The following is an 18,552-nucleotide window of genomic DNA, read 5'->3' as shown; positions in this document are numbered from 1 at the left end:
GGCGTCAAATTGGGTCTTGTCTGAGGAAGCCCCCAACCGAGCTGTGGCATGAGATGCCTTTGCAGGCTCGGCCCAGTCGATGGACTTGAGCATCGCATTTGTTCGCTGGCTACCGCATCCGCGACCCTGTGGGCCGTTGTCGATTGACGAAGTACTAACGATGTAGTACTAATGTTGCAGTAGAAACTTCTGCGGAGCGTTCGTTGATGTCTTCCCCCAATCCTACCGAAGGTGAATTGGCGATCCTGCGCGTGCTCTGGAGCCGTGCTGCGCCAAGTACCGTGCACGAGGTTCATGACGAACTTCTGCGCAGCAAGGAGACCGCTTATACGACCGTGCTGAAGATGCTGACGGTCATGACCGAGAAGGGGCTCGTGCGTCGGGACGAATCCGAACGCAGCCACCGTTTCGTCCCCGCACATCCGGAGCCGGTGGTGCAGTCGTCTCTGCTGAAAGACCTCGCGCGACGCGCTTTTGGCGGTTCCGCCTTGAAGCTCGTGCAGCGCGCGCTCGACGACGACACAGCCAGCAGCGAAGACCTCGATGCGATCGCCAAGTTGATCGCCAAAGCCAAGGCAAAGCGGAAATAAGGTCGATGGACGCGTTCTGGAATGCCCAATACGCGCTTGCGCCGGCCTGCGCGAATGCGCTGCTGAATTCGTTGTGGCAAGGCGCGCTGTTCGCGCTGCTCGCGGCAGCGGCGTTTTCTGTGCTGCCGCGACGTAACGCGGCGCTTCGGCATGTCGTGGGCATGGTTTTCCTGCTGGCCATGGTGATTGCACCGTTGATCAGCATGGCGACGTTTCTGGAAAAATCGGCGACGACGCTGGGCATCGGACTCGTTCCTGTCTTGTCCAGACCGCATCTGGTCACGACGACCGGCATATTCGTGCAGGAATCCAATGGCGTTGCCGGCTGGGTGTCACTGCTGTGGCTGCTGGGTGCAGCGCTGATGCTCGTACGTCAGCTCGGCGGCTTGCGGCAGATCGGATCGCTCGACCGGCAGGCATTCGATGAACTGCCTGCAGTCTGGCAGAGCCGTGTTCTCGTCCTGAAGCAAGCCCTCGGGATTGCACGTGCGGTTGCCGTTCGTCTGTCGGACAACGTGCTTTCGCCGTTTACGGTGCGCTACTTCCGTCCGGTGATCTGGCTGCCGGTGTCGATGCTGACGCGGCTGGGGCCGGACCAGATCGAGGCCCTGCTGGCCCATGAACTCGCGCATATCCGGCGTGCGGACTGGCTATGGAACGGACTTCAGTGCGTGGCCGAATCGTTGTTGTTCTTCCATCCGGCAGCGTGGTGGTTGAGTCGGCGCATTCGGGCCGAGCGCGAATACGCTTGTGATGACCTGGCAGTGGATGCATGCGGGAACACCATTGCCTTGGCCGAGGCACTCGCGACACTGGAGCGTCAACGTCTCTCTTTCCCACATCTCATGCTAGCAGCCCATGGAGGCTCACTCATGCAACGCATCTCCCGTCTGTTGTCCGGACCACCCTCGCGCTTGCCTTGGCGAGTGCCAGCCGGTCTGATCGTATTGCTCTGCACTGGCGGCTTGCTCGCCACCGGCATTGGTGTGTCAAAGCACAAGCTGCCCAATCTGAGAATCGAGTCGTCGACTGACGGTGCACTCGCTCCCGGAGACTTCCGCGAGATCACCGCCAATGGCCTGGACAAGCAGCGCTACTACCGGATCAGCATGGATCGCCAGGGCCACATCATCGAGATCTACAAGGAAGACCAGCAAAGCCGACCCATCGATGGCAATGTGCGCGCATGGCTGAGTGACGTGACGACCTTGAGCGCCCCGCCGCCGCTTCCGGACATGCCGGCGCCACCGCCCATGCCGTCCATGGCTCTACCGCCTCCACCGCCTCCACTGCCATCGATCGCAGATTCGAATGCGTTCAAGGGTCTGCTCCGCACGGTGGCGATGGATAGTCGGGTGGTCACCACGCTCGGCAGCCCGATCAATGTCGCACCCGATTCGGTGGATGGATCGCTAAATCTTTCAGACACCAGCAACGCGGAAGGCAATGCCAACCTTTCCTTCGTCCTGACCGGTCCCAAGGGGCACGCGAAGGTCCGCGTTTCCGGCGAGCGTCGTGCGGGTGCCTGGCAGGTTTCCTCCCTGGAAGTCGGTTCGATCGCGCGCTAATCGCAGGTGTTTTTTTGTCCACAACTACTAATCACTTAGTACTCAACCCAAGGAGTACCCATGAACAAGATCTGCTTTCTCACTGCATCCCTGCTGCTCGGACTCAGCTTCGCAGGCGCGCTCCACGCACAGGACAAGCAACCCAATCCGGCTATCGGCAACGCGGAGCGCAAGGCAGTCATCGAAAGCCTCGCCAGACAATTGCAGGCCAACTACGTTTTCCCAGATGTGGCAAAACAACTGACAACTGCACTTGAAAGCAAACAGGCTAAAGGCGACTACGCTTCAGCGAATACCGCGGACAGCTTCGCCAAAGCACTGACGCAGGATCTGCGCGACATCGGCAAGGATGGCCATTTCGTCGTGGGATACGATCCGGATTTCCATCCGCCTGCGGCGCACGCTGCGGTTCCGGGCAAGGCCGAACTTGCGCAGCAGCGTCAGGAAGTGGCCAGCTTCAGTTTCGGGATCCAGCGGGTGGAACGACTGCCGGGCAATGTCGGCTACTTGGAGATACGTCAGTTCGGTCCGACCGCAATGGTGGGTGCTGCGTACTCCTCAGCGATGACCATCCTCGCGGGAACCGATGCGCTGATCATCGACCTGCGCCGCAATGGCGGCGGCGAACCGAACAGCGTTGCCTACTTGCTGAGTCACTTCTTCGTTGAGGGCGACGAGCGCCATCTCAACGATATCTATACGCGCCCGGACAATACCACGCGGCAGTACTGGACCAACCCGAGCGTCGGCGTGCACTACACCAAGCCGGTGTATGTGCTGACCTCGGCGCGTACGTTTTCCGGTGGTGAAGAATGCGCGTATGACTTCCAGACGCAGAAGCGTGCAACCCTCGTCGGTGAAACCACCGGCGGCGGCGCCAATCCCGGCGATCCGGTCGCACTGGGCCACGGCTTCGCGGCCTTCATCCCGAACGGGCGAGCGATCAATCCCGTGACCCATACCAACTGGGAACATGTGGGCGTGAAACCGGATATTGCGGTCGCCGCGGCCAAGGCACAACAGACTGCCTATGTCGCAATTCTGGACACGCTGCTTTCGAACGCGACCGACGCCGATCAACGCGAGGAACTCAAGCACGACCTGGCGAATGCGGAAAAGGGCGAGAGCGATCCGCCGAACTACTTGCCACCGCGGTAAGCTCTAATTCCTTCGCCTCAGCCTACCGGTCGAGGTGGAGGAACACAGGCGCAAACCTCGACGCCGATGCTTGTGCGAACGTCTGCTTTGCGCCGTTGAATTGAGTACATCGACCGTCCGTAGCTGGCCGAGAGCTGACATCCAGCACTATGTCCGGCTCTGCTGCGGATGTCGCACCTGCCCTTCCCCGCGCACCACAAAGCGCTCGACCGTCAACGCCTCGGCCCCCATCGGTCCATAGGCATGTAGCCGCGTTGTCGAGATGCCAATCTCGGCGCCCAGGCCAAGTTCGCCACCATCGCTGAAGCGCGAGGAGGCATTGACCATCACCACGGCGGAGCGGATCGCCTGCACGAAGCGTTGCGCAGCGGCTTCGTCGCGAGTGGCGATCACTTCGGTGTGGTCGGAACCATGGCGGCGGATGTGCGCGACGGCTTGATCAAGGTCGTCGACCACGCGCACGGCGAGGATCAAGTCGAGGAATTCGGCGGCGTAATCGTCATCCGTGGCTTCGCGCATGTCGGGGACCAGCGCGCGGCTGCGCTCGTCCCCGCGCAGTTCGACGCCACGTTCGTGCAATGCCTGCGCCGCGCAAGGCACAAATTCATTGGCGATGTCCCGATGCACCAGCAGCGTCTCCAACGCATTGCACACACCGGGGCGTGTGGTCTTGCCGTCGATCAGCAGGTCCAGCGCCCGTGCGGAATCGGCGGCACGGTCCACGTACAGATGGCAAACGCCCTTGTAGTGCTTGATCACCGGCACGCGTGCGTGTTCGGCGACGAAGCGGATCAGGCCTTCGCCTCCGCGCGGGATGGCGAGGTCGATGATGTCGGTGAGCTGCAGCAGCTCGACCATCGTCTCGCGGCGCAGGTCTTCGATCAGGACCAGCGCGGCAGCCGGCAGGCCATGCGCGGCCAGCGCCGACTTCAGCGCCGCGGCGATCGCGGTATTGGAATGGATTGCCTCGGAACCGCCACGCAATATCACGCCGTTGCCGGCCATCAGGCACAGTGCCGCGGCGTCGGCGGTGACGTTGGGGCGTGCCTCGTAGATCATCGCGATCACGCCGAGCGGGATGCGCGCGCGCTCGATCGACAAGCCGTTCGGCCGCGCCTCGCAGCGGGTCACCACGCCAACCGGATCGGGCAGCTCGGCGACCTCACGCAGCGCGTTGGCGATGCCGGCCACGCGCGCCTGGTCCAGCCGAAGCCGGTCGAGCATGGCGCCCTGCACACCTTTCTCCGCAGCCCCGCGCATGTCCTCGGCATTCGCCGCAAGCACCGTGGGCGATTGCGCTTCCAGTGCCGTGGCCATGTCACGCAGCAGGGCGCGCTTCGACTCGCTGTCCAGCGCGGCGATGACCTGGGCGGCATCGCGGCATGCCAGCGCCTGTTCGCGCATCGTGCTCATGCGCTGGCCTCCGCGTCGATCACGGTGACCAGGTCGTCGCGATGCACCACCTCGGCGCCATGGCTGTAGCCGAGCACGACGTCGATCTCGCGGCTGTGCCTTCCGGCCAACCGACGCACTTCAGCAGCGCCGTACTGGCTGAGTCCGCGCGCGATGGCCGCGCCAACGGCATCGACGATCTCGACCAGGTCGCCGCGATGGAACTCGCCGTCGACGCCGAGCACACCGCCCGGCAGCAGCGAGACGCGGCCACCAGCCAGCGCCTGCGCGGCGCCGGCGTCGACGCGGATATGTCCCGGCGCGGTGGGCGCATGACGCAACCAGTACTTGCGCGCCTGCATACGCGTGGACGCCGCCGCGATTGAAGTACCGTGCAAGCAGCCGTGCTGCAGCGCCTGCACCGTCGCTGCCTCGCGACCGCTGAACAGGGCCGTGGGAATGCCGGCCGCCGCCGCCTTCGCAGCTGCCTGCAGCTTGGTGCGCATGCCGCCGGTGCCGACTGCACTGCCGCTGTCGCCGGCCATCGCGACTACCTCGGGCGTCAGGGCAGCGACATGTTCGATTGGCGCGGCCGCCGGATCACGCCGCGGGTCGGCGCTGTACAGCGCGTCGACATCAGAGGCGATCAGCAGCAAATCGGCATCGACCAGCGCGGCGACGATGGCGGCGAGGTTGTCGTTGTCGCCGAGCTTGAGTTCGTCCACCGACACGGTGTCGTTCTCGTTGATCACCGGCAGCACGCCGAACTGCAGCAGTTCGCGCAGGGTGGCGCGTGCGTTGAGATAGCGGCGGCGGTTGCGCAGGTCGTCGTGGGTCAGCAGCACCTGTGCGACCGGTCGCGGCGACAGCGACTGCCACAGCGCGATCATCGGTGCCTGGCCCAGCGCGGCCAGCGCCTGGCGCGCCGCCAGGCCACCGCCGTCCGCCGCATGCTGGCGCAACAGCGCACGCCCCGCCGCCACCGCGCCGGATGACACCAGCACGACTTGGCGGCCAGCCGCGTGGCTGGCGGTGATGAAGCCGGCCAGCGCTTCTGCGTAACGCGGCGTCAGGCCGCCGCCGTCGGCAGCGAGCAGGTTGCTGCCCACCTTCAGCACGGCACGACGCCAAGCGGGCAACGCCTGCGCGGGCAGGCTGGCATGCGCGCTCATGCGGCGTCCTCCGCCAACGGTGCTGGCATGCGATCGCCGTGGCTCTTCGGTGCGGAAACCACCAGGAAGCGGACGTCTGCTGCGCTGTCGTTGCGCATCTGGTGCGCCATGCCGGGTGGCACGTGCAGGCCTTCGCCACGCCGCAGCCGATGCCGCGAGCCTTCCAGCTCCAGCACGGCTTCGCCTTCCAGCACATAGAAGAATTGCCGCGCCTTCGCGTGCCGATGCCGCTGCTCGGTGCTTCCGGACGGCATGCGTTCCTCGATCACGCTCAAATCATCACCGGCGAGCAGGTGCCAGCCGTCGCAGGCTTCACCCCAGTGATAGTGTTCGGCGCTCCCCGTGCTGATCGCCCCCATGCCGGATACTCCGTTCACTCGTCGAGTGTGCTCAAGCGTTGATGCAGTTCGTCCAGTCTCAGATCATGGCCCGCGCCAGGCGACACGCGCGCAGCGAGACTGCTTTCAGGTGTGCGGCCCTGCCCGGCCGAAGCTGCGGTTTCCGCCGCGGCACGGTAGGCATCGCGGAACGGTACACCGGCGGCAGCCTGTTCGATCGCCACATCGGTGGCATACATCGCCGGCTCGATGGCAGCACGCATCGCCGCTTCATTCCATTGCAGCCGCGCCAGCAGATCCGGCACCAGTTCCAGCGCGCCCAAGCCATGGCGGCAACCATGGAAGAGCGAACCCTTGGAGAACTGCAGGTCGCGTTGGTAACCGGACGGCAGCGACAGCAACTGCTCGATCTCGGTACGCGCAGCGGCGACGCTGGCGTAGCTGGCGCGCAGCAACTCGACCACGTCTGGATTGCGTTTGTTCGGCATGATCGAGCTGCCGGTGGTGTACTCCGAAGGCAGCTTCACGAAGTTGAACTCGGCGGTGGTGAACAGCGACAGATCCCACGCCAACCGACGCAGATCGAGCAATGCGCTGCCAATCGCCTCCAGCACGGCCATCTCGAATTTGCCGCGTGATAGCTGCGCGTAGATCGGCGAGACCTGCATGCGCGCGAAGCCCAGTGCTTGCGTGGTGTGCTCACGGTCCAGCTTGAGATTCACCCCGTAACCAGCGGCGGTACCAAGAGGGTTCGCATCGATCCACGAGGACGTCTGCTGCGCACGCAATGCATTGTCGATGAAGCCTTCGGCGAAACCGGCAAACCACATCGCGGTGGACGACACCACCGCGCGCTGCAGATGTGTATAACCCGGCAACGGCACTGCGGGCTGCGCCGCACGCTCGAGACAGACCTGCGCGATCGCGCGGCAATGCGCCTGCAGGGCGGCCAGTTGATCCTTCAGCCACAGCCGGGTGGCCACCAGGATCTGGTCGTTGCGGCTGCGTCCAGTATGTACACGACGCCCTGCATCACCGAGTCGTTCGGTGAGCCGTGCCTCGATCGCCGAGTGGCCGTCCTCGTAGCGCTCGTCCAGCACGAAGCTGCCGGCGCTGAAATCCGCCGCCAGCACATCCAGCTCGCGCTTCAAAGCCACCGCTTCGTCGGCACTGACCACACCGATATTCGCCAGCCCATCGACATGCGCCTTGCTGGCGGTGATGTCATGCAGGAAGAATTCGCGATCCAGCAGCACGTCGTCGCCGGCGAGGAACTTCATGATCTTGGCGTCGATCTGCACGCCGGATTTTTGCCATAGGGGCTGGGTCATGGTGAAGTCCTGAAAGAACCTGTAGGAGCGCACCTCGTGCGCGAAAGATCTGCATGGCGGCCAGTTGCATATCGCGCACAGGGTGCGCTCCTACAACGGAATCGCCGTGTATTCGTCGACGCCGATCGCGCGGTTGATGTTCTGCATTGCCTGGGTGGCCGCGCCCTTCAGCAGGTTGTCCAGCGTCGCCACGATCACCACGCGCTTGCCATCCGCCGACAGGGAAAAACCGCCGATCTCGGCATGATGGCGATGGGCGATGCGGCTGACCCATGGCGCCTCGTCCGTCACGGCCACCAGTTTCTCGTGGTCATAGGCCGCATGGAAACGCGCCAGCACGTCCTCGCGTTTCAGCGGCCGGGTGAGATACAGATTGGTGGTCACCGTGAGTCCGCGGAAATGCGGTGCGACATGCGGCATGAATTCCACCGGCACGCCGAGCCGGAACGAGGCTTCCTTCTCATGCATGTGGCCGGTAAGCGCGTACGGCATCAGGTTGTCGCGCAGCTTGTCCGGATCGTTCTTGTCCGACGGCGTGGTGCCGGCGCCGGAATAACCGGACACGCCGAAGCACACCGGCGGCGCGGCGAGCAGATCTTTCAGCGGCGCGATCGACAGTTGCATCGCGGTGGCATAGCAGCCGGGATTGCTGATGCGTCGCTCGCCACGCCACTTGTCGCGCGTCAACTCGGGCAAGCCGTAATACCAGCGAGCGTCGAAGCGGTAATCGGCGGAAAGGTCCACGATCAGTGGATCAGCACCCGCTGCATCGAATGCCGCCACGCAGACTTCGGCTTTGCCGTTGGGGAGTGCAAGAATCACCACATCGGCGCCCAGCTTCGGCAGATCCTCGTGCGCCGGCGCGCTGTAGCGCAGCTCGCCGCGATAGTCGGACACGTGCGCGTCGACGCGCTGGCCGTCCAGCTCGCGCGAGGAGACGAAGGCCAGCTCCAGCACCGGATGTGCCGCGATCAAGCGGATCAGCTCCGCACCGGTATGCCCACGCGCGCCGACGATGCCGATGCGTTTCCTGTTCGTGCTCATGCTTCAGTCCGTCAAGGTCGGTTGTCGCTGTGCGCAATGCGTCACGCAGCGGGCGATGGTGTCGAAGTCGTGGATGCCGTACCAGAACACCTTCCAGTGCGGCTGCTTGAGGCAACCATCGGACTCGGCGTAATAGAAAGGATTGACCGGGTTGCCGTGGCGCGAACGCCAGAACAGCTGCGGATTCTCCTCGCGCATCACCTGCCACACGGCGCGTCCGAGGCCTTCGCCCTGCGCGTCGTCGAGCACGGCGAACTTGTCCAGATACGGCAAGCCATCTTCTTCGGTGAGGATCATCGCGGTGCGATAGTTCTCGCTCACGTAGATGCGCAGTGGCCGGGTGCGTTCGAAATAGTCCGGCACCAGGGTGCGTCCGAAACTCGATTCTATCAGGGTACGCATTCGCGCAAGATCGATACCTTTCCACGAGTCGAACGTCAGCACCTTCTCGCCGCGCCGTACCAGGGTGCCCGAGCCCTTGTGGGTAAACAATTCCTTGGCCAGTTCCGCAGGCCGGGTGATCGACACCGACGAGGTCAGTGGCAGGTCGGCCAGCAGGTCGGCGATCTGCTCCAGCTTCAGGCGCATGCCGCCGTTGATCCACGGCTGCGCCATCAGGTGCTCGTACTCGGTGGACAGGTTGATCGAGTCGATCAGCTTGCCCTGCTCGTCGAGCAGTCCGCCGGTGCCGGTGAGGAACACGATCTTGTACGGCTGCAGCACGCGTACCAGTTCGTTGGCGGCGAAGTCGGCATTGATGTTGAGGATCTGCCCTTCGTCGGTCTCGCCGAGGCTGGCGATCACCGGGATCGAGCCGGCGCGCAAGCTGGCTTCGATCGGCGCCAGGTTGATGCTGTCGACCTTGCCGACCATGCCGTAGATGTCGCGGTCCAGATAGCTGGCCATGAACACGCCCGTTGCCACCGAGGTGGCGCGCGTATCCATCGACTGCAACGCCTCGACCAGCTTCAGGTTCTGCTGCTGGAACACGCGTCGCACGATACCGAGCGCCTTCGGCGAGGTGATGCGCAGGCCGCCCACGGTATGTTTCTCGATGCCGGCCACTGAGAGTTCCTCGTCCAGCTGCGGCCCCGCGCCGTGCAGCACGATCGGGGTGAGCCCGACCTGCTGCAGGAAGGTCAGCGACGAGGCGAGATCGGCCAGCTCATCGCGCAGGACGGCCCCGCCCACCTTCACCACCGCGAAGCGCTTGGCGTCGACTTCGGAGAAGCGCCTGAGGTACTGCTGGATTTCCTTCGCGCTGCCCATGCTCGAGAGCAGGCGCACGATGGTCTTGCGGGTGTGCTTATGCGTTTCCACTGTTGATGATCCGATAAATAGATTCTGCGTACTGCTGCAACTGGTCGAGCGCGACCCACTCGTCGGCGCTGTGCGCCTGGGCGATGTCGCCGGGGCCATAGACGAAGGCGGTATAGCCAGCGGCCGAGAACAGCGCGGCTTCGGTCCAGAAATCCACCGCATTACCGATCGGCAGCTCCAGTTCGTCGGCGATGTCGCGGGCGGCCAGTCGGCGCTCCTCGGCCCGCGCGGTATCGCCGGCCGGCAGGGATGCGCCGCGGAACGTCTCGGTAAATTCGACCGGCGCGGGCTCCACCAATGTGGAGAACCGCCGCAATAACTGATCCGGATCCATCGTCGGCAACGGGCGGAAGCCGAAGCGCACTTCCGCCGTCGGCGCGATCATGTTCGCCTTGATGCCACCTTCGATGCGGCCGATATTGAAGCGCAGCCCGGTAAGTCCACCGAAGCGCTCATGGGATTGCGCGGCGACGAAATCCAGCGCCGCATCACCCCAGCGCACTGTCTGATGCAAGGCGCTGTCGCTAGGCTTCTGCTCGCCCGAAGCGTGGCCGGCGTGACCGGCGAAACGCATCAGCACCGACTGGATGCCACGATGTGCCAGCACCGCTTCGGTCTTGGTCGGCTCCGCCACGATCACCGCCTGGTAATCGTGCGACTCGCTGAGGAAGCCGGCGATGCAGCGCGGATCATTTGCTTCCTCGTCGGTGGACAACAGCAGCGCCAGCGGGCCGTCGGTGGCATTCGCCACCGCCAGCAGCGCCGCCGCGGCACCCTTGATGTCGCAGGCACCAAGGCCGATCGCGCGATCCGCGGTGACCTGCAGTTCGTGCGGGCTCGCACTCCAGTGCGGCGAATCGGGCACCGTGTCCATATGCACGTTGAACAGGTACTTCGGCTGGCCGCGCACCGCATGCAGGGTCACCGCGCCGGCGCCGTAGTCGGTCACCTTGACGTCGAAGCCGGGCAATTGCGCACGCAGATAATCGAAGATGCCGTCGGTACCGATCGCACGCGGCGGGTTGCGCGTGTCGAAACCGACCAGCGCCTTCAGATGCTCCAGCGTGGCATCGAGCAGCGTGCTCATCCGCGGTTGACCTCGGCCCACAGCGTGCTGCTCATGCCGAACAGCTTGATGAAGCCCTCGGCCTCCTCCACGCCCCAGTCGGCCGACTGCGCGTAGGTGGCGCCCTTGGCATTGAGGATGTGCTTGGACTCGATCGCGACGGCGTTGACGACGCCACCGTTGGTTTCCAGCGTGACTTCGCCGTTGACGGTGGACTGGCTGGAGGCCAGGAAGGCTTCCAGGTCGGTCTTCAACGGGTCGTGGAAGAAGCCCTCGTAGACCAGCTCCACCCACTTGCGCGCCACCTCGGGCTTGAAGCGGTTCTGCTGCTTGGACAGCACGGCTTCTTCCAGCGCGCGATGTGCGGCGAGCAGCGCGGTCAAGCCCGGTGCCTCGAAGATGATGCGACCCTTCAGGCCAATCGTGGTGTCACCGGTGTAGATGCCGCGGCCGACACCGTACTGAGCGAACAGCCCATTCAACTTGGCAAGCATCGTGTGACCGGCGATCTTCTCGCCATCCAGCGTCACCGCCTCGCCCTTGACGAAGCCGATCTTCACGCGCAGCGGTTTGGACGGCCATTCGGCGCGTGGCTTGCACCAGCCTGCCGCGCCCTCGCCCGGCGCCTGCCAGCGGTCGATCTCGCCGCCGGACATGGTCAGGCCAAGCAGGTTCTCGTTGATCGTGTAGGCCTGCTGCTTGGCGCGCACGCCGAAGCCACGCTGTTCCAGATAAGCCTGCTCGTAGGCGCGCGTCTGGGTGTGCTCCTTCTGGATCTCGCGGATCGGCGCCACGATCTCGTAGTCGCCCAGCGCCTTCACCGTGAGGTCGAAGCGCACCTGGTCGTTGCCCATGCCGGTACAGCCATGCGCGATCGCCTTGGTGCCCAGCTCGGCGGCGCGCTTCAGCGCGGCCTCGACGATCAGGTAGCGGTCAGAGACCAGCAGCGGATACTGGCCCTGATAGCCTTCGCCGGCCTGCACGAAGGGTTTAACGAAGCCTTCCCAGATCGCTGGGCCACCATCGACGGTGACGTGCGAGGCGACGCCCAGCTCAGCCGCGCGCTGCTCGATGAACGCGCGCTCCTCCGCATCGACACCGCCGGTGTCGGCAAACACGGTATGCACGGCCCAGCCGCGCTCCTGCAGGTAAGGCACGCAGAAGCTGGTGTCGAGGCCACCGGAAAACGCGAGAACGATGTCTTTGCTCATGGCTTGCAGATCCTGGAAATGAAAATAATCAGACGGATTCAACAACGATGCGCGGCACGCAGCGCACCGGGAAATTCACGGAATTGGCGATGAAGCAGGCGTGGTGGGCAGCCTCATGTGCGGCCTCGGCCTTGACCGGATCGCTTGCGGCGCTGATGGTCACCGTGGGATGCAACACAACTTCGACGAAGCGACCGCCATCGCCTTCGGTTGCCATCGTGCCTTCGGCGGCATCGCTGTAAGCGGTCACTACCACACCCGCCACCGTGGCCATGTGCAGGTACGACAGCATGTGGCAGGTGGACAGCGCGGTTACCAGCATGTCTTCCGGATTGTGCCTGGCGGCGTCGCCGCGGAACGTGGGATCGGACGAACCAGCCAGGGTCGGCTTCCCCGCGATACGAATATCGTGGTCACGGCTGTAATTGCGATAGCCGTCCGTGCCACTGCCGAGGTTGCCGGTCCACGCCACGTCCACGCGATAGTGGTGCTGATGTCCGCTGCTCACAATTGAGATTCCTGTTGTTGGGCCATGAGGTCGGCCAGCTCCGCGTCGCCATCGCCATCGCGCTGCCGCAAACCGTGGATCACACCGAGGCGATTGGCTTCAGGATGGTTCTGGCTCAGCTTGAACTTGCCCTCGATGCGTTCGATCGCGATCTCCAGACCGACGATGCCGTGCAACGACTTCTCGATATGATCGGCCGGTGCATCCGACACCTTCCACGGCGCCGGTAATCCCGCCTCATGCCGATCGGTCAACGTCTCCAGCAGCTTGCGCAGCCAGACCGCATCCTCGACCACGCGCAGCCGGCCATGCACATGCACCACCGCATAGTTCCAGGTCGGCACCTCGCGACCGGTCTCGTGCTTGCTCGGATACCAGTTCGGACTGATATAGCCGTCCGGTCCACGAAAGATCAGCAGTACCTCGGCACCATCGGCCTGCCGCAGTTCGTTGCCGCGTGCGACATGCCCGTGAAGCAGGTTGTCGCCAACCAGCTCGAACGGCAGATGATTGGCCACCAATCCGGCATCGCCGTGGGTCACCACGGTGGCGAACGGAAAGTCATGGATCAACCCGTGCAGGGCTTCGATCCGCGCTTCGCTGAAGTAACTGGGTGTGTACATGAAGCTTCCCCAAAGAATCTCAGCGACCGACCATCAACGACGCCATCACCGCCTTCTGCACGTGCAGGCGGTTCTCGGCTTCATCGATGGCGATGCAGGCGGGCGAATCCATCACGGCGTCGGTGGCCTTGATGTTCCGGCGCAGCGGCAGGCAATGGCTGAACAGGCCGTGGTTGGTCAACGCCATCTTCGCCTCGTCGACGATGAAGTGCTTGTGCGCCTCGCGGATCGGCTTCTCCTGCTCCCAGCGACCGAAGAACGGCAGCGCGCCCCAGCTCTTGGCGTAGACCACATCGGCACCGGCGTAGGCCTCTTCGATGTTGTGGCTGACCTTGAGCGAGCCACCGTTCTCCTTCGCGTTCTGCTCGCCGAACGCCATGTAGCGCTCGTCCAGCACATAGTCAGGCGTTGGGCACAGCAGGGTCACGTCCATGCCCATCTTCGTCGCGATCAACAGCGCGGAGTTCGCCACCGCAGTGTTCAGTGGTTTCGGGTGGTAGGTCCAGGTCAGCACGTACTTCTTGTTCTGCAGGCTGCCCAGGTGTTCCTTCATCGCCAGCGCATGGGCCAGCTCCTGACAGGGATGGGTAATCGTCTCCATGTTGATCACCGGCACCGTGGCGTACTGCGCGAACGCCTTGATCACCTTGTCCTCGCGATCCACCGCCCAGTCCTGGAACTTGGGGAACGCGCGTACCGCGATCAGGTCGACGTAACGCGACAGCACGCGCGCCACTTCGGCGATGTGCTCCTCGGTATCACCATCCATCACGCTGCCCACCTCGAACTCGATCGGCCACGCATCCTTGCCTGGTGCCAGCACGATCGCATGGCCACCCAGGTGGAACGCACCCAACTCGAAGCTGGTGCGCGTGCGCATCGACGGATTGAAGAACATCAGCGCGACGGATTTGCCGGCCAGCTGCTGGCCGCGCGGCGAGCGTTTGAATGCGGCGGCCTGTTCCAGCAGCGCGTCGATCTCGGCGCGGCTGTAATCCTGGGTGGTGAGGAAGTGGCGAATGGTCATCGATCTTTTCCCTGCGGCTCCCGCCGCGTGAAGTCAAAATCCCAAAACAAAAAAACCCGGCACAGGGCCGGGTTTTATAGTCGATACACATGAAACGCGCGCGACAGCCTACCCGGCCGAATGTCGATACAACGGTCGGCGCGCACGCGACGTCATGCCAGCAGCCGCGCGGGCGCTGGTGAGTACGGTGGCGGTATAGACGGCTGCGGACATGCAGGGTTCCAGATGGTTGCCGTGCATGATGGCGACAATTTCGCTGCCATGCAACAAGAAAATCAGCCCCCGAACGACATCGCCGCCCGAAGGCGGCGATGTGAGGGCGGATCAGTCGGCCGGATCGACCTGCACGCGCACGCGCAGGCGCTCGCCTGGGTCGTAGCTCAATCGCGACGTATACACCTCGCCGCGATAACGGTATTCCACGTCATAGCCGATGATCCGACGCTGTTCGCTGACGGCATTGACCTGCTGGCACGTGGTCTGGGTGGTCTGGTAATTGCTGCCCTGGTTCGACACGCTGTTACCCACCGCGCCGCCGACCACGGCACCACCGACGGTCGCCGCCGTGCGGCCATCACCTTTGCCGATCGTGTGTCCCAGCACACCACCAATCACGGCACCAAGCACCGTACCGGCGGCGCTGTTGCCGGGATTGTGTTGCACGACCTGCTGGTCATAACACTGCTGCTGCGGGACATTCGTGCGCACGACTCCCTGCACCGGATCCGCACGCAATACGTCGGCCCATCCATAGTGGGCATTGTCGTCGCTGCCCGGGGGCGCCCCAGGAGGTGGCGGTCCGGGCGGTGGTGGGTAACGGGCATCCTGCGCATATGCACTGGAAGCCAACATGGCCAGAACCAGTGCTGAGAGCCATAACTTGGTCATTGCGACCTCCGATCAGAAACACCAAACATGCGTGTGCATGTACTGAATACATTTCAGCAAAATCACGCTGAATACAGGCTTAGAATTAACCTTTCGCAACCATTGCGCTTACACCTTGTTAATATGTCGGGCCGATCGCGCCTAGCAGCGCGGCCCACGCTGCGGATTTCCCTTTCATGCCGATCTCGCTCTACAACAGCCGGACCCGTCGCAACGAAACCTTCGCGCCGAGCGATCCGGCACGAGTGACGATGTACCTGTGCGGCCCCACGGTCTACAACTACGTGCACATCGGCAACGCACGCGGCCCGGTGGTCTTCGATGTGCTGGCTCGACTGCTGCGGCGGCATTATCCGAACGTGGTCTACGCCCGCAACATTACCGACGTGGACGACAAGATCAACGCCGCTGCGCTGGAACAGGGCGTCGAGATCGGCACGATCACGGGCAAGTTCTCCCAGGCCTACCGCGAGGACATGGCCGGTCTGGGCATCATGCCACCGGACATCGAGCCGTATGCGACTGCCCATATCGGGCAGATCATCGCGATGGTCGAGAACCTGATTGCCGGTGGACATGCCTATGCCGCGGAAGGCCACGTACTGTTCGACGTAGGTTCCTATCCGGACTATGGCGCGCTGTCGGGCCGCGATACCGAGGAGTTGATTGCCGGTGCCCGCGTCGAGGTGGCTCCCTACAAGAAGCATCCCGCCGACTTCGTGCTGTGGAAGCCATCCACGCCCGAACTGCCAGGTTGGAACAGCCCCTGGGGCATTGGTCGCCCCGGCTGGCATATCGAATGCTCGGCGATGAGTGCAGCACACCTGGGCGAAACCATCGACATCCACGCCGGCGGCGTCGACTTGCTGTTCCCGCACCACGAAAACGAAGTCGCCCAATCCACCTGCGCCCATGGCGGCAAACTGTTCGCCCGCTGGTGGATGCACAACGGCATGCTCACCTTCGATGGCCGCAAGATGTCCAAATCGCTGGGCAATGTGCTGCTGGTGCACGAACTGCTCAAGCTGCACCCGCCGGAGGCACTGCGCTTGCTGCTGCTGCGTGGCCATTACCGGCAGCCGCTGGACTGGTCCGAGGGCGCCATTGTGCAGGCCACAAGCACGCTGGATGGCTGGTATCGCGTGCTGCGCGATCTGGCCGATATCGAGTTGTTCCCCGGCGAACTGCCGGTGCCCGCGCGGGTGGAGGCTGCCCTGTGCGACGACCTCAACACACCGCAGGCACTGGCTGAGCTGGCCGTGCTCGCTGATGCTGCACGCCAAGCCGGCACCGCCGAGGCCAAGGCCGCCCTGCTCGGCGGTGGCGCCCTGCTGGGCTTGCTGCAGCAGGATGCGGAAGCGTGGTTCAAGCGCGGTGGCGAGCAGCCGGTGGATGCGGCGCGGATCGAAGCGTTGCTGGAGGAGCGCCGCAGCGCCCGTGCTGCGCGCGACTTCAACCGTGCCGACGCGATCCGCGATGAACTGGCCGCGATGAGCATCGTGATCGAGGACGGCGCACAGGGAACCCGCTGGAGTGTGCAGAAAAGCTGAGGCTGCGCATCCGTCATTCCAGCCGGGACCGGAATGACTGATACACAACCATTTCACGGGTTCATGCGCGCTGCGCGATAATGTCCACATGAACGCCATCGCCACATCCAGCGCCGACCAGGTACAGCTCGACATCGCCGAGGAATTCGCCTTCTTCGGCGACTGGACCGAGCGCTACCAGTACCTGATCGACCTCGGCAAGCAGCTGCCGCCGTTCCCCGAGGCGTGGAAGACCGAGGAACACCGCGTGCATGGCTGCCAATCGATGGTATGGCTGGTGCCCAGCGGCGATGCCTCGAAGATGCACTTCGATGCGATCAGCGACTCGGCCATCGTGTCCGGCCTGATCGCCTTGGTACTGCGTGTCTATTCGGGCCGCAGCGCGAAGGAGATCGTTGCCACAGAACCGGGGTTCATCGCCACGATAGGGTTGGCCAAGCACCTCTCGCCAACCCGCTCCAACGGCCTCGCTGCCATGTTGGCGAAACTGAAAGGGTACGCGGCTCAGGCATTGGCCCCTGACCCGGCGGCGTGACCCCGCCAGGACACCCTGGACATGAAAAGCAAAACCCCGCACGAGGCGGGGTTTTGCTTTTCTGTGTGAGTCGCCCCGGTGTGATTCAGTCGCCCATCTGCTTCTGCAGGTGTTCGCGACGCTCCTGCGCGTCCAGCGACAGCGTGGCGATCGGGCGCGCATCGAGACGATCGACGCCGATCTCCTCGTCGGTCTCCTCGCAGAAGCCATAGCTGCCATCCTCGATCCGGCGCAGCGCCTTGTCGATCTTGGAGATCAGCTTGCGGTAGCGGTCGCGCGTGCGCAGCTCCAGCGAGTTCTCGGTCTCGCGGGTGGCGCGTTCGGCTTCGTCACCGACATCGCGCACTTCGTCGCGCAGGTTTTCCATGGTCTGGCGTGACTCTTCCACCAGCTGATCGCGCCAGTCGCGCAGCTTGTTGCGGAAGTAGGCCAGATGCATCGGATTCATGTACTCCTCTTTGCTCGAAGGGTGATAACCCTTGGGCAAGGTGATCGTACTGGTGGATGGCAGCGCGTAACGCCCATCCTCCCGGGTGATGCCGTTGTCGAGGTTTTTTGCAGCAAGTTTATTCATTGAGGACGACGAGTTTTTCTGATTTTTGTGAGAAGAGGCATGACCCGCGGCAGCAGCCGGAGCTGCCCGCGGCGTCACCATGGCGGTGGCACTCGCCACCTTGCCCTTGAAGAGGGTGCTGGCGGGTGACGGGGATACGCTTTTGACGACCGGCACCGGGGCCGGAGCGGCCTTGGCTGCCGGCTTGGCAACAGGCTTGGCTGCAACATGAACTGGCTTGGTCGGTTTCGTAACATGCTTCACCGCCGGCTTGGCGGGTGCAGCGGTTTTCTTGGCTACTGGCTTGGTGACGGGCTTCGCGGTCGATTTCTTGACGACGCTGCTCTTGACCTTGGTGTTCTTGACGGCAGCCTTCTTCGGCGCCGGCTTCTTGACGGCAATTTTCTTGACGGCAACCTTTTTCGCCACCGCCTTCTTCGCGACGACTTTCTTGGCCGGAGCGGCTTTTTTCGGCTGCGCCTTGGCCGCGACCTTTTTGGGTGCCGGCTTGGCGACCGGTTTCGCTGGTTTGGCCGCGACTTTCTTCGCTGCCGTCTTGGCGACTGGTTTGCTCACGGTTTTCTTTGCAGGTGTCTTGGCGCTCTTCACGGTCCGCCCCTTTGTGGCAGCTGCTTTCGGCTTGCCGGCCTTGGTAGCCGGAGTCTTCCCTTTCTGCGC

General features: G+C 63.7%; 18 protein-coding genes. 5 read left to right on the top strand and 13 right to left on the bottom strand.

The features are described 5' to 3' along the window. Positions 1-236: 236 nt before the first annotated feature. The 3 genes from B0E50_RS03810 to B0E50_RS03800 are packed head-to-tail and all read left to right on the top strand — an operon-like array spanning position 237 to position 3,316. On the top strand, positions 237-590 hold the full coding sequence (locus B0E50_RS03810) for a BlaI/MecI/CopY family transcriptional regulator (protein ID WP_254427167.1): 354 nt from the start codon (positions 237-239) through the stop codon (positions 588-590). A 5-nt stretch (positions 591-595) separates the two neighbouring features. Next, positions 596-2,158, top strand: coding sequence for a cytochrome c oxidase assembly factor Coa1 family protein (locus tag B0E50_RS03805; protein WP_077439841.1), 1,563 nt, complete (start codon positions 596-598; stop codon positions 2,156-2,158). Between the two features lie 60 nt (positions 2,159-2,218). Further along, positions 2,219-3,316: a S41 family peptidase gene (locus tag B0E50_RS03800; RefSeq protein WP_077439840.1), complete on the top strand. Its 1,098-nt coding sequence runs from the start codon at positions 2,219-2,221 to the stop codon at positions 3,314-3,316. Between the two features lie 147 nt (positions 3,317-3,463). Here B0E50_RS03800 and B0E50_RS03795 read toward each other — a convergent pair whose 3' ends face one another. The 12 genes from B0E50_RS03795 to B0E50_RS03740 all read right to left on the bottom strand — a co-directional run bounded on the left by B0E50_RS03795 (position 3,464) and on the right by B0E50_RS03740 (position 15,236). Then, the gene (locus B0E50_RS03795) at positions 3,464-4,729 is read right to left on the bottom strand and encodes a glutamate-5-semialdehyde dehydrogenase (RefSeq protein ID WP_077439838.1); all 1,266 of its coding nucleotides are present in this window, start codon (positions 4,727-4,729) and stop codon (positions 3,464-3,466) included. Beyond that, positions 4,726-5,880: a glutamate 5-kinase gene (gene proB / locus B0E50_RS03790; RefSeq protein WP_077439836.1), complete on the bottom strand. Its 1,155-nt coding sequence runs from the start codon at positions 5,878-5,880 to the stop codon at positions 4,726-4,728. The genes B0E50_RS03795 and proB overlap by 4 nt, the downstream gene beginning before the upstream one ends. Further along, entirely contained in the window at positions 5,877-6,239 is a 363-nt protein-coding gene (locus B0E50_RS03785; protein ID WP_077439909.1) for a cupin domain-containing protein, read from the bottom strand. The genes proB and B0E50_RS03785 overlap by 4 nt, the downstream gene beginning before the upstream one ends. 14 nt (positions 6,240-6,253) lie before the next feature. After that, entirely contained in the window at positions 6,254-7,549 is a 1,296-nt protein-coding gene (gene argH, locus B0E50_RS03780; protein WP_077439908.1) for an argininosuccinate lyase, read from the bottom strand. 90 nt (positions 7,550-7,639) lie between these two features. Then, a complete protein-coding gene (gene argC, locus B0E50_RS03775) occupies positions 7,640-8,593 on the bottom strand; it encodes an N-acetyl-gamma-glutamyl-phosphate reductase (RefSeq protein ID WP_077439834.1) in 954 nt (317 codons plus the stop codon). A 3-nt stretch (positions 8,594-8,596) separates the two neighbouring features. Beyond that, complete coding sequence (locus B0E50_RS03770) at positions 8,597-9,862, bottom strand: acetylglutamate kinase (RefSeq protein ID WP_254427175.1); 1,266 nt, start codon at positions 9,860-9,862, stop codon at positions 8,597-8,599. Between the two features lie 37 nt (positions 9,863-9,899). After that, positions 9,900-11,000 carry an acetylornithine deacetylase gene (locus tag B0E50_RS03765; RefSeq protein ID WP_077439831.1) on the bottom strand — a complete coding sequence of 367 codons (1,101 nt, stop codon included), beginning with the start codon at positions 10,998-11,000 and terminating at the stop codon, positions 9,900-9,902. Further along, positions 10,997-12,190 (bottom strand): argininosuccinate synthase, encoded by a 1,194-nt coding sequence (locus tag B0E50_RS03760; protein ID WP_077439829.1) that lies wholly within the window; start codon positions 12,188-12,190, stop codon positions 10,997-10,999. Before B0E50_RS03760 ends, B0E50_RS03765 begins: the two co-directional genes overlap by 4 nt. Before the next feature lie 28 nt (positions 12,191-12,218). Next, on the bottom strand, positions 12,219-12,698 hold the full coding sequence (locus B0E50_RS03755; protein WP_077439828.1) for an OsmC family protein: 480 nt from the start codon (positions 12,696-12,698) through the stop codon (positions 12,219-12,221). Continuing rightward, a complete protein-coding gene (locus tag B0E50_RS03750; RefSeq protein WP_077439826.1) occupies positions 12,695-13,321 on the bottom strand; it encodes an FMN-binding negative transcriptional regulator in 627 nt (208 codons plus the stop codon). The genes B0E50_RS03755 and B0E50_RS03750 overlap by 4 nt, the downstream gene beginning before the upstream one ends. Before the next feature lie 19 nt (positions 13,322-13,340). Then, the gene (locus B0E50_RS03745; protein ID WP_077439825.1) at positions 13,341-14,348 is read right to left on the bottom strand and encodes an N-acetylornithine carbamoyltransferase; all 1,008 of its coding nucleotides are present in this window, start codon (positions 14,346-14,348) and stop codon (positions 13,341-13,343) included. 324 nt (positions 14,349-14,672) lie between these two features. Next, on the bottom strand, positions 14,673-15,236 hold the full coding sequence (locus B0E50_RS03740; protein WP_077439823.1) for a glycine zipper 2TM domain-containing protein: 564 nt from the start codon (positions 15,234-15,236) through the stop codon (positions 14,673-14,675). A 176-nt stretch (positions 15,237-15,412) separates the two neighbouring features. Here B0E50_RS03740 and cysS point away from each other — a divergent pair, with 176 nt between their 5' ends. Together cysS and B0E50_RS03730 are read left to right on the top strand one after the other, a co-directional pair. Continuing rightward, positions 15,413-16,786 carry a cysteine--tRNA ligase gene (gene cysS, locus B0E50_RS03735; RefSeq protein WP_077439821.1) on the top strand — a complete coding sequence of 458 codons (1,374 nt, stop codon included), beginning with the start codon at positions 15,413-15,415 and terminating at the stop codon, positions 16,784-16,786. A gap of 88 nt (positions 16,787-16,874) precedes the next feature. Next, positions 16,875-17,321: a SufE family protein gene (locus tag B0E50_RS03730; RefSeq protein WP_077439820.1), complete on the top strand. Its 447-nt coding sequence runs from the start codon at positions 16,875-16,877 to the stop codon at positions 17,319-17,321. Between the two features lie 85 nt (positions 17,322-17,406). On the opposite strand, the gene dksA is transcribed toward B0E50_RS03730, so the two are convergent. Further along, positions 17,407-18,450: an RNA polymerase-binding protein DksA gene (gene dksA, locus B0E50_RS18450; protein WP_305775355.1), complete on the bottom strand. Its 1,044-nt coding sequence runs from the start codon at positions 18,448-18,450 to the stop codon at positions 17,407-17,409. Positions 18,451-18,552 lie beyond the last annotated feature (102 nt).

The sequence above is a fragment of the Rhodanobacter sp. C01 genome (assembly GCF_002001045.1).
Taxonomy (GTDB): Bacteria; Pseudomonadota; Gammaproteobacteria; order Xanthomonadales; family Rhodanobacteraceae; genus Rhodanobacter.
The sequence above is the reverse complement of the archived record's forward strand: the minus strand, read 5'-3'. Positions and strand labels throughout refer to the sequence as shown.

Excerpts from the sequence above, each read along its gene's own strand:
- B0E50_RS03805 (WP_077439841.1), top strand. The coding sequence starts at position 596 with ATGGACGCGTTCTGGAATGCCCAATACGCGCTTGCGCCGGCCTGCGCG.
- B0E50_RS03800 (WP_077439840.1), top strand. The coding sequence starts at position 2,219 with ATGAACAAGATCTGCTTTCTCACTGCATCCCTGCTGCTCGGACTCAGC.
- B0E50_RS03795 (WP_077439838.1), bottom strand. The coding sequence starts at position 4,729 with ATGAGCACGATGCGCGAACAGGCGCTGGCATGCCGCGATGCCGCCCAG.
- proB (WP_077439836.1), bottom strand. The coding sequence starts at position 5,880 with ATGAGCGCGCATGCCAGCCTGCCCGCGCAGGCGTTGCCCGCTTGGCGT.
- B0E50_RS03785 (WP_077439909.1), bottom strand. The coding sequence starts at position 6,239 with ATGGGGGCGATCAGCACGGGGAGCGCCGAACACTATCACTGGGGTGAA.
- argH (WP_077439908.1), bottom strand. The coding sequence starts at position 7,549 with ATGACCCAGCCCCTATGGCAAAAATCCGGCGTGCAGATCGACGCCAAG.
- argC (WP_077439834.1), bottom strand. The coding sequence starts at position 8,593 with ATGAGCACGAACAGGAAACGCATCGGCATCGTCGGCGCGCGTGGGCAT.
- B0E50_RS03770 (WP_254427175.1), bottom strand. The coding sequence starts at position 9,862 with ATGGGCAGCGCGAAGGAAATCCAGCAGTACCTCAGGCGCTTCTCCGAA.
- B0E50_RS03765 (WP_077439831.1), bottom strand. The coding sequence starts at position 11,000 with ATGAGCACGCTGCTCGATGCCACGCTGGAGCATCTGAAGGCGCTGGTC.
- B0E50_RS03760 (WP_077439829.1), bottom strand. The coding sequence starts at position 12,190 with ATGAGCAAAGACATCGTTCTCGCGTTTTCCGGTGGCCTCGACACCAGC.
- B0E50_RS03750 (WP_077439826.1), bottom strand. The coding sequence starts at position 13,321 with ATGTACACACCCAGTTACTTCAGCGAAGCGCGGATCGAAGCCCTGCAC.
- B0E50_RS03745 (WP_077439825.1), bottom strand. The coding sequence starts at position 14,348 with ATGACCATTCGCCACTTCCTCACCACCCAGGATTACAGCCGCGCCGAG.
- B0E50_RS03740 (WP_077439823.1), bottom strand. The coding sequence starts at position 15,236 with ATGACCAAGTTATGGCTCTCAGCACTGGTTCTGGCCATGTTGGCTTCC.
- cysS (WP_077439821.1), top strand. The coding sequence starts at position 15,413 with ATGCCGATCTCGCTCTACAACAGCCGGACCCGTCGCAACGAAACCTTC.
- B0E50_RS03730 (WP_077439820.1), top strand. The coding sequence starts at position 16,875 with ATGAACGCCATCGCCACATCCAGCGCCGACCAGGTACAGCTCGACATC.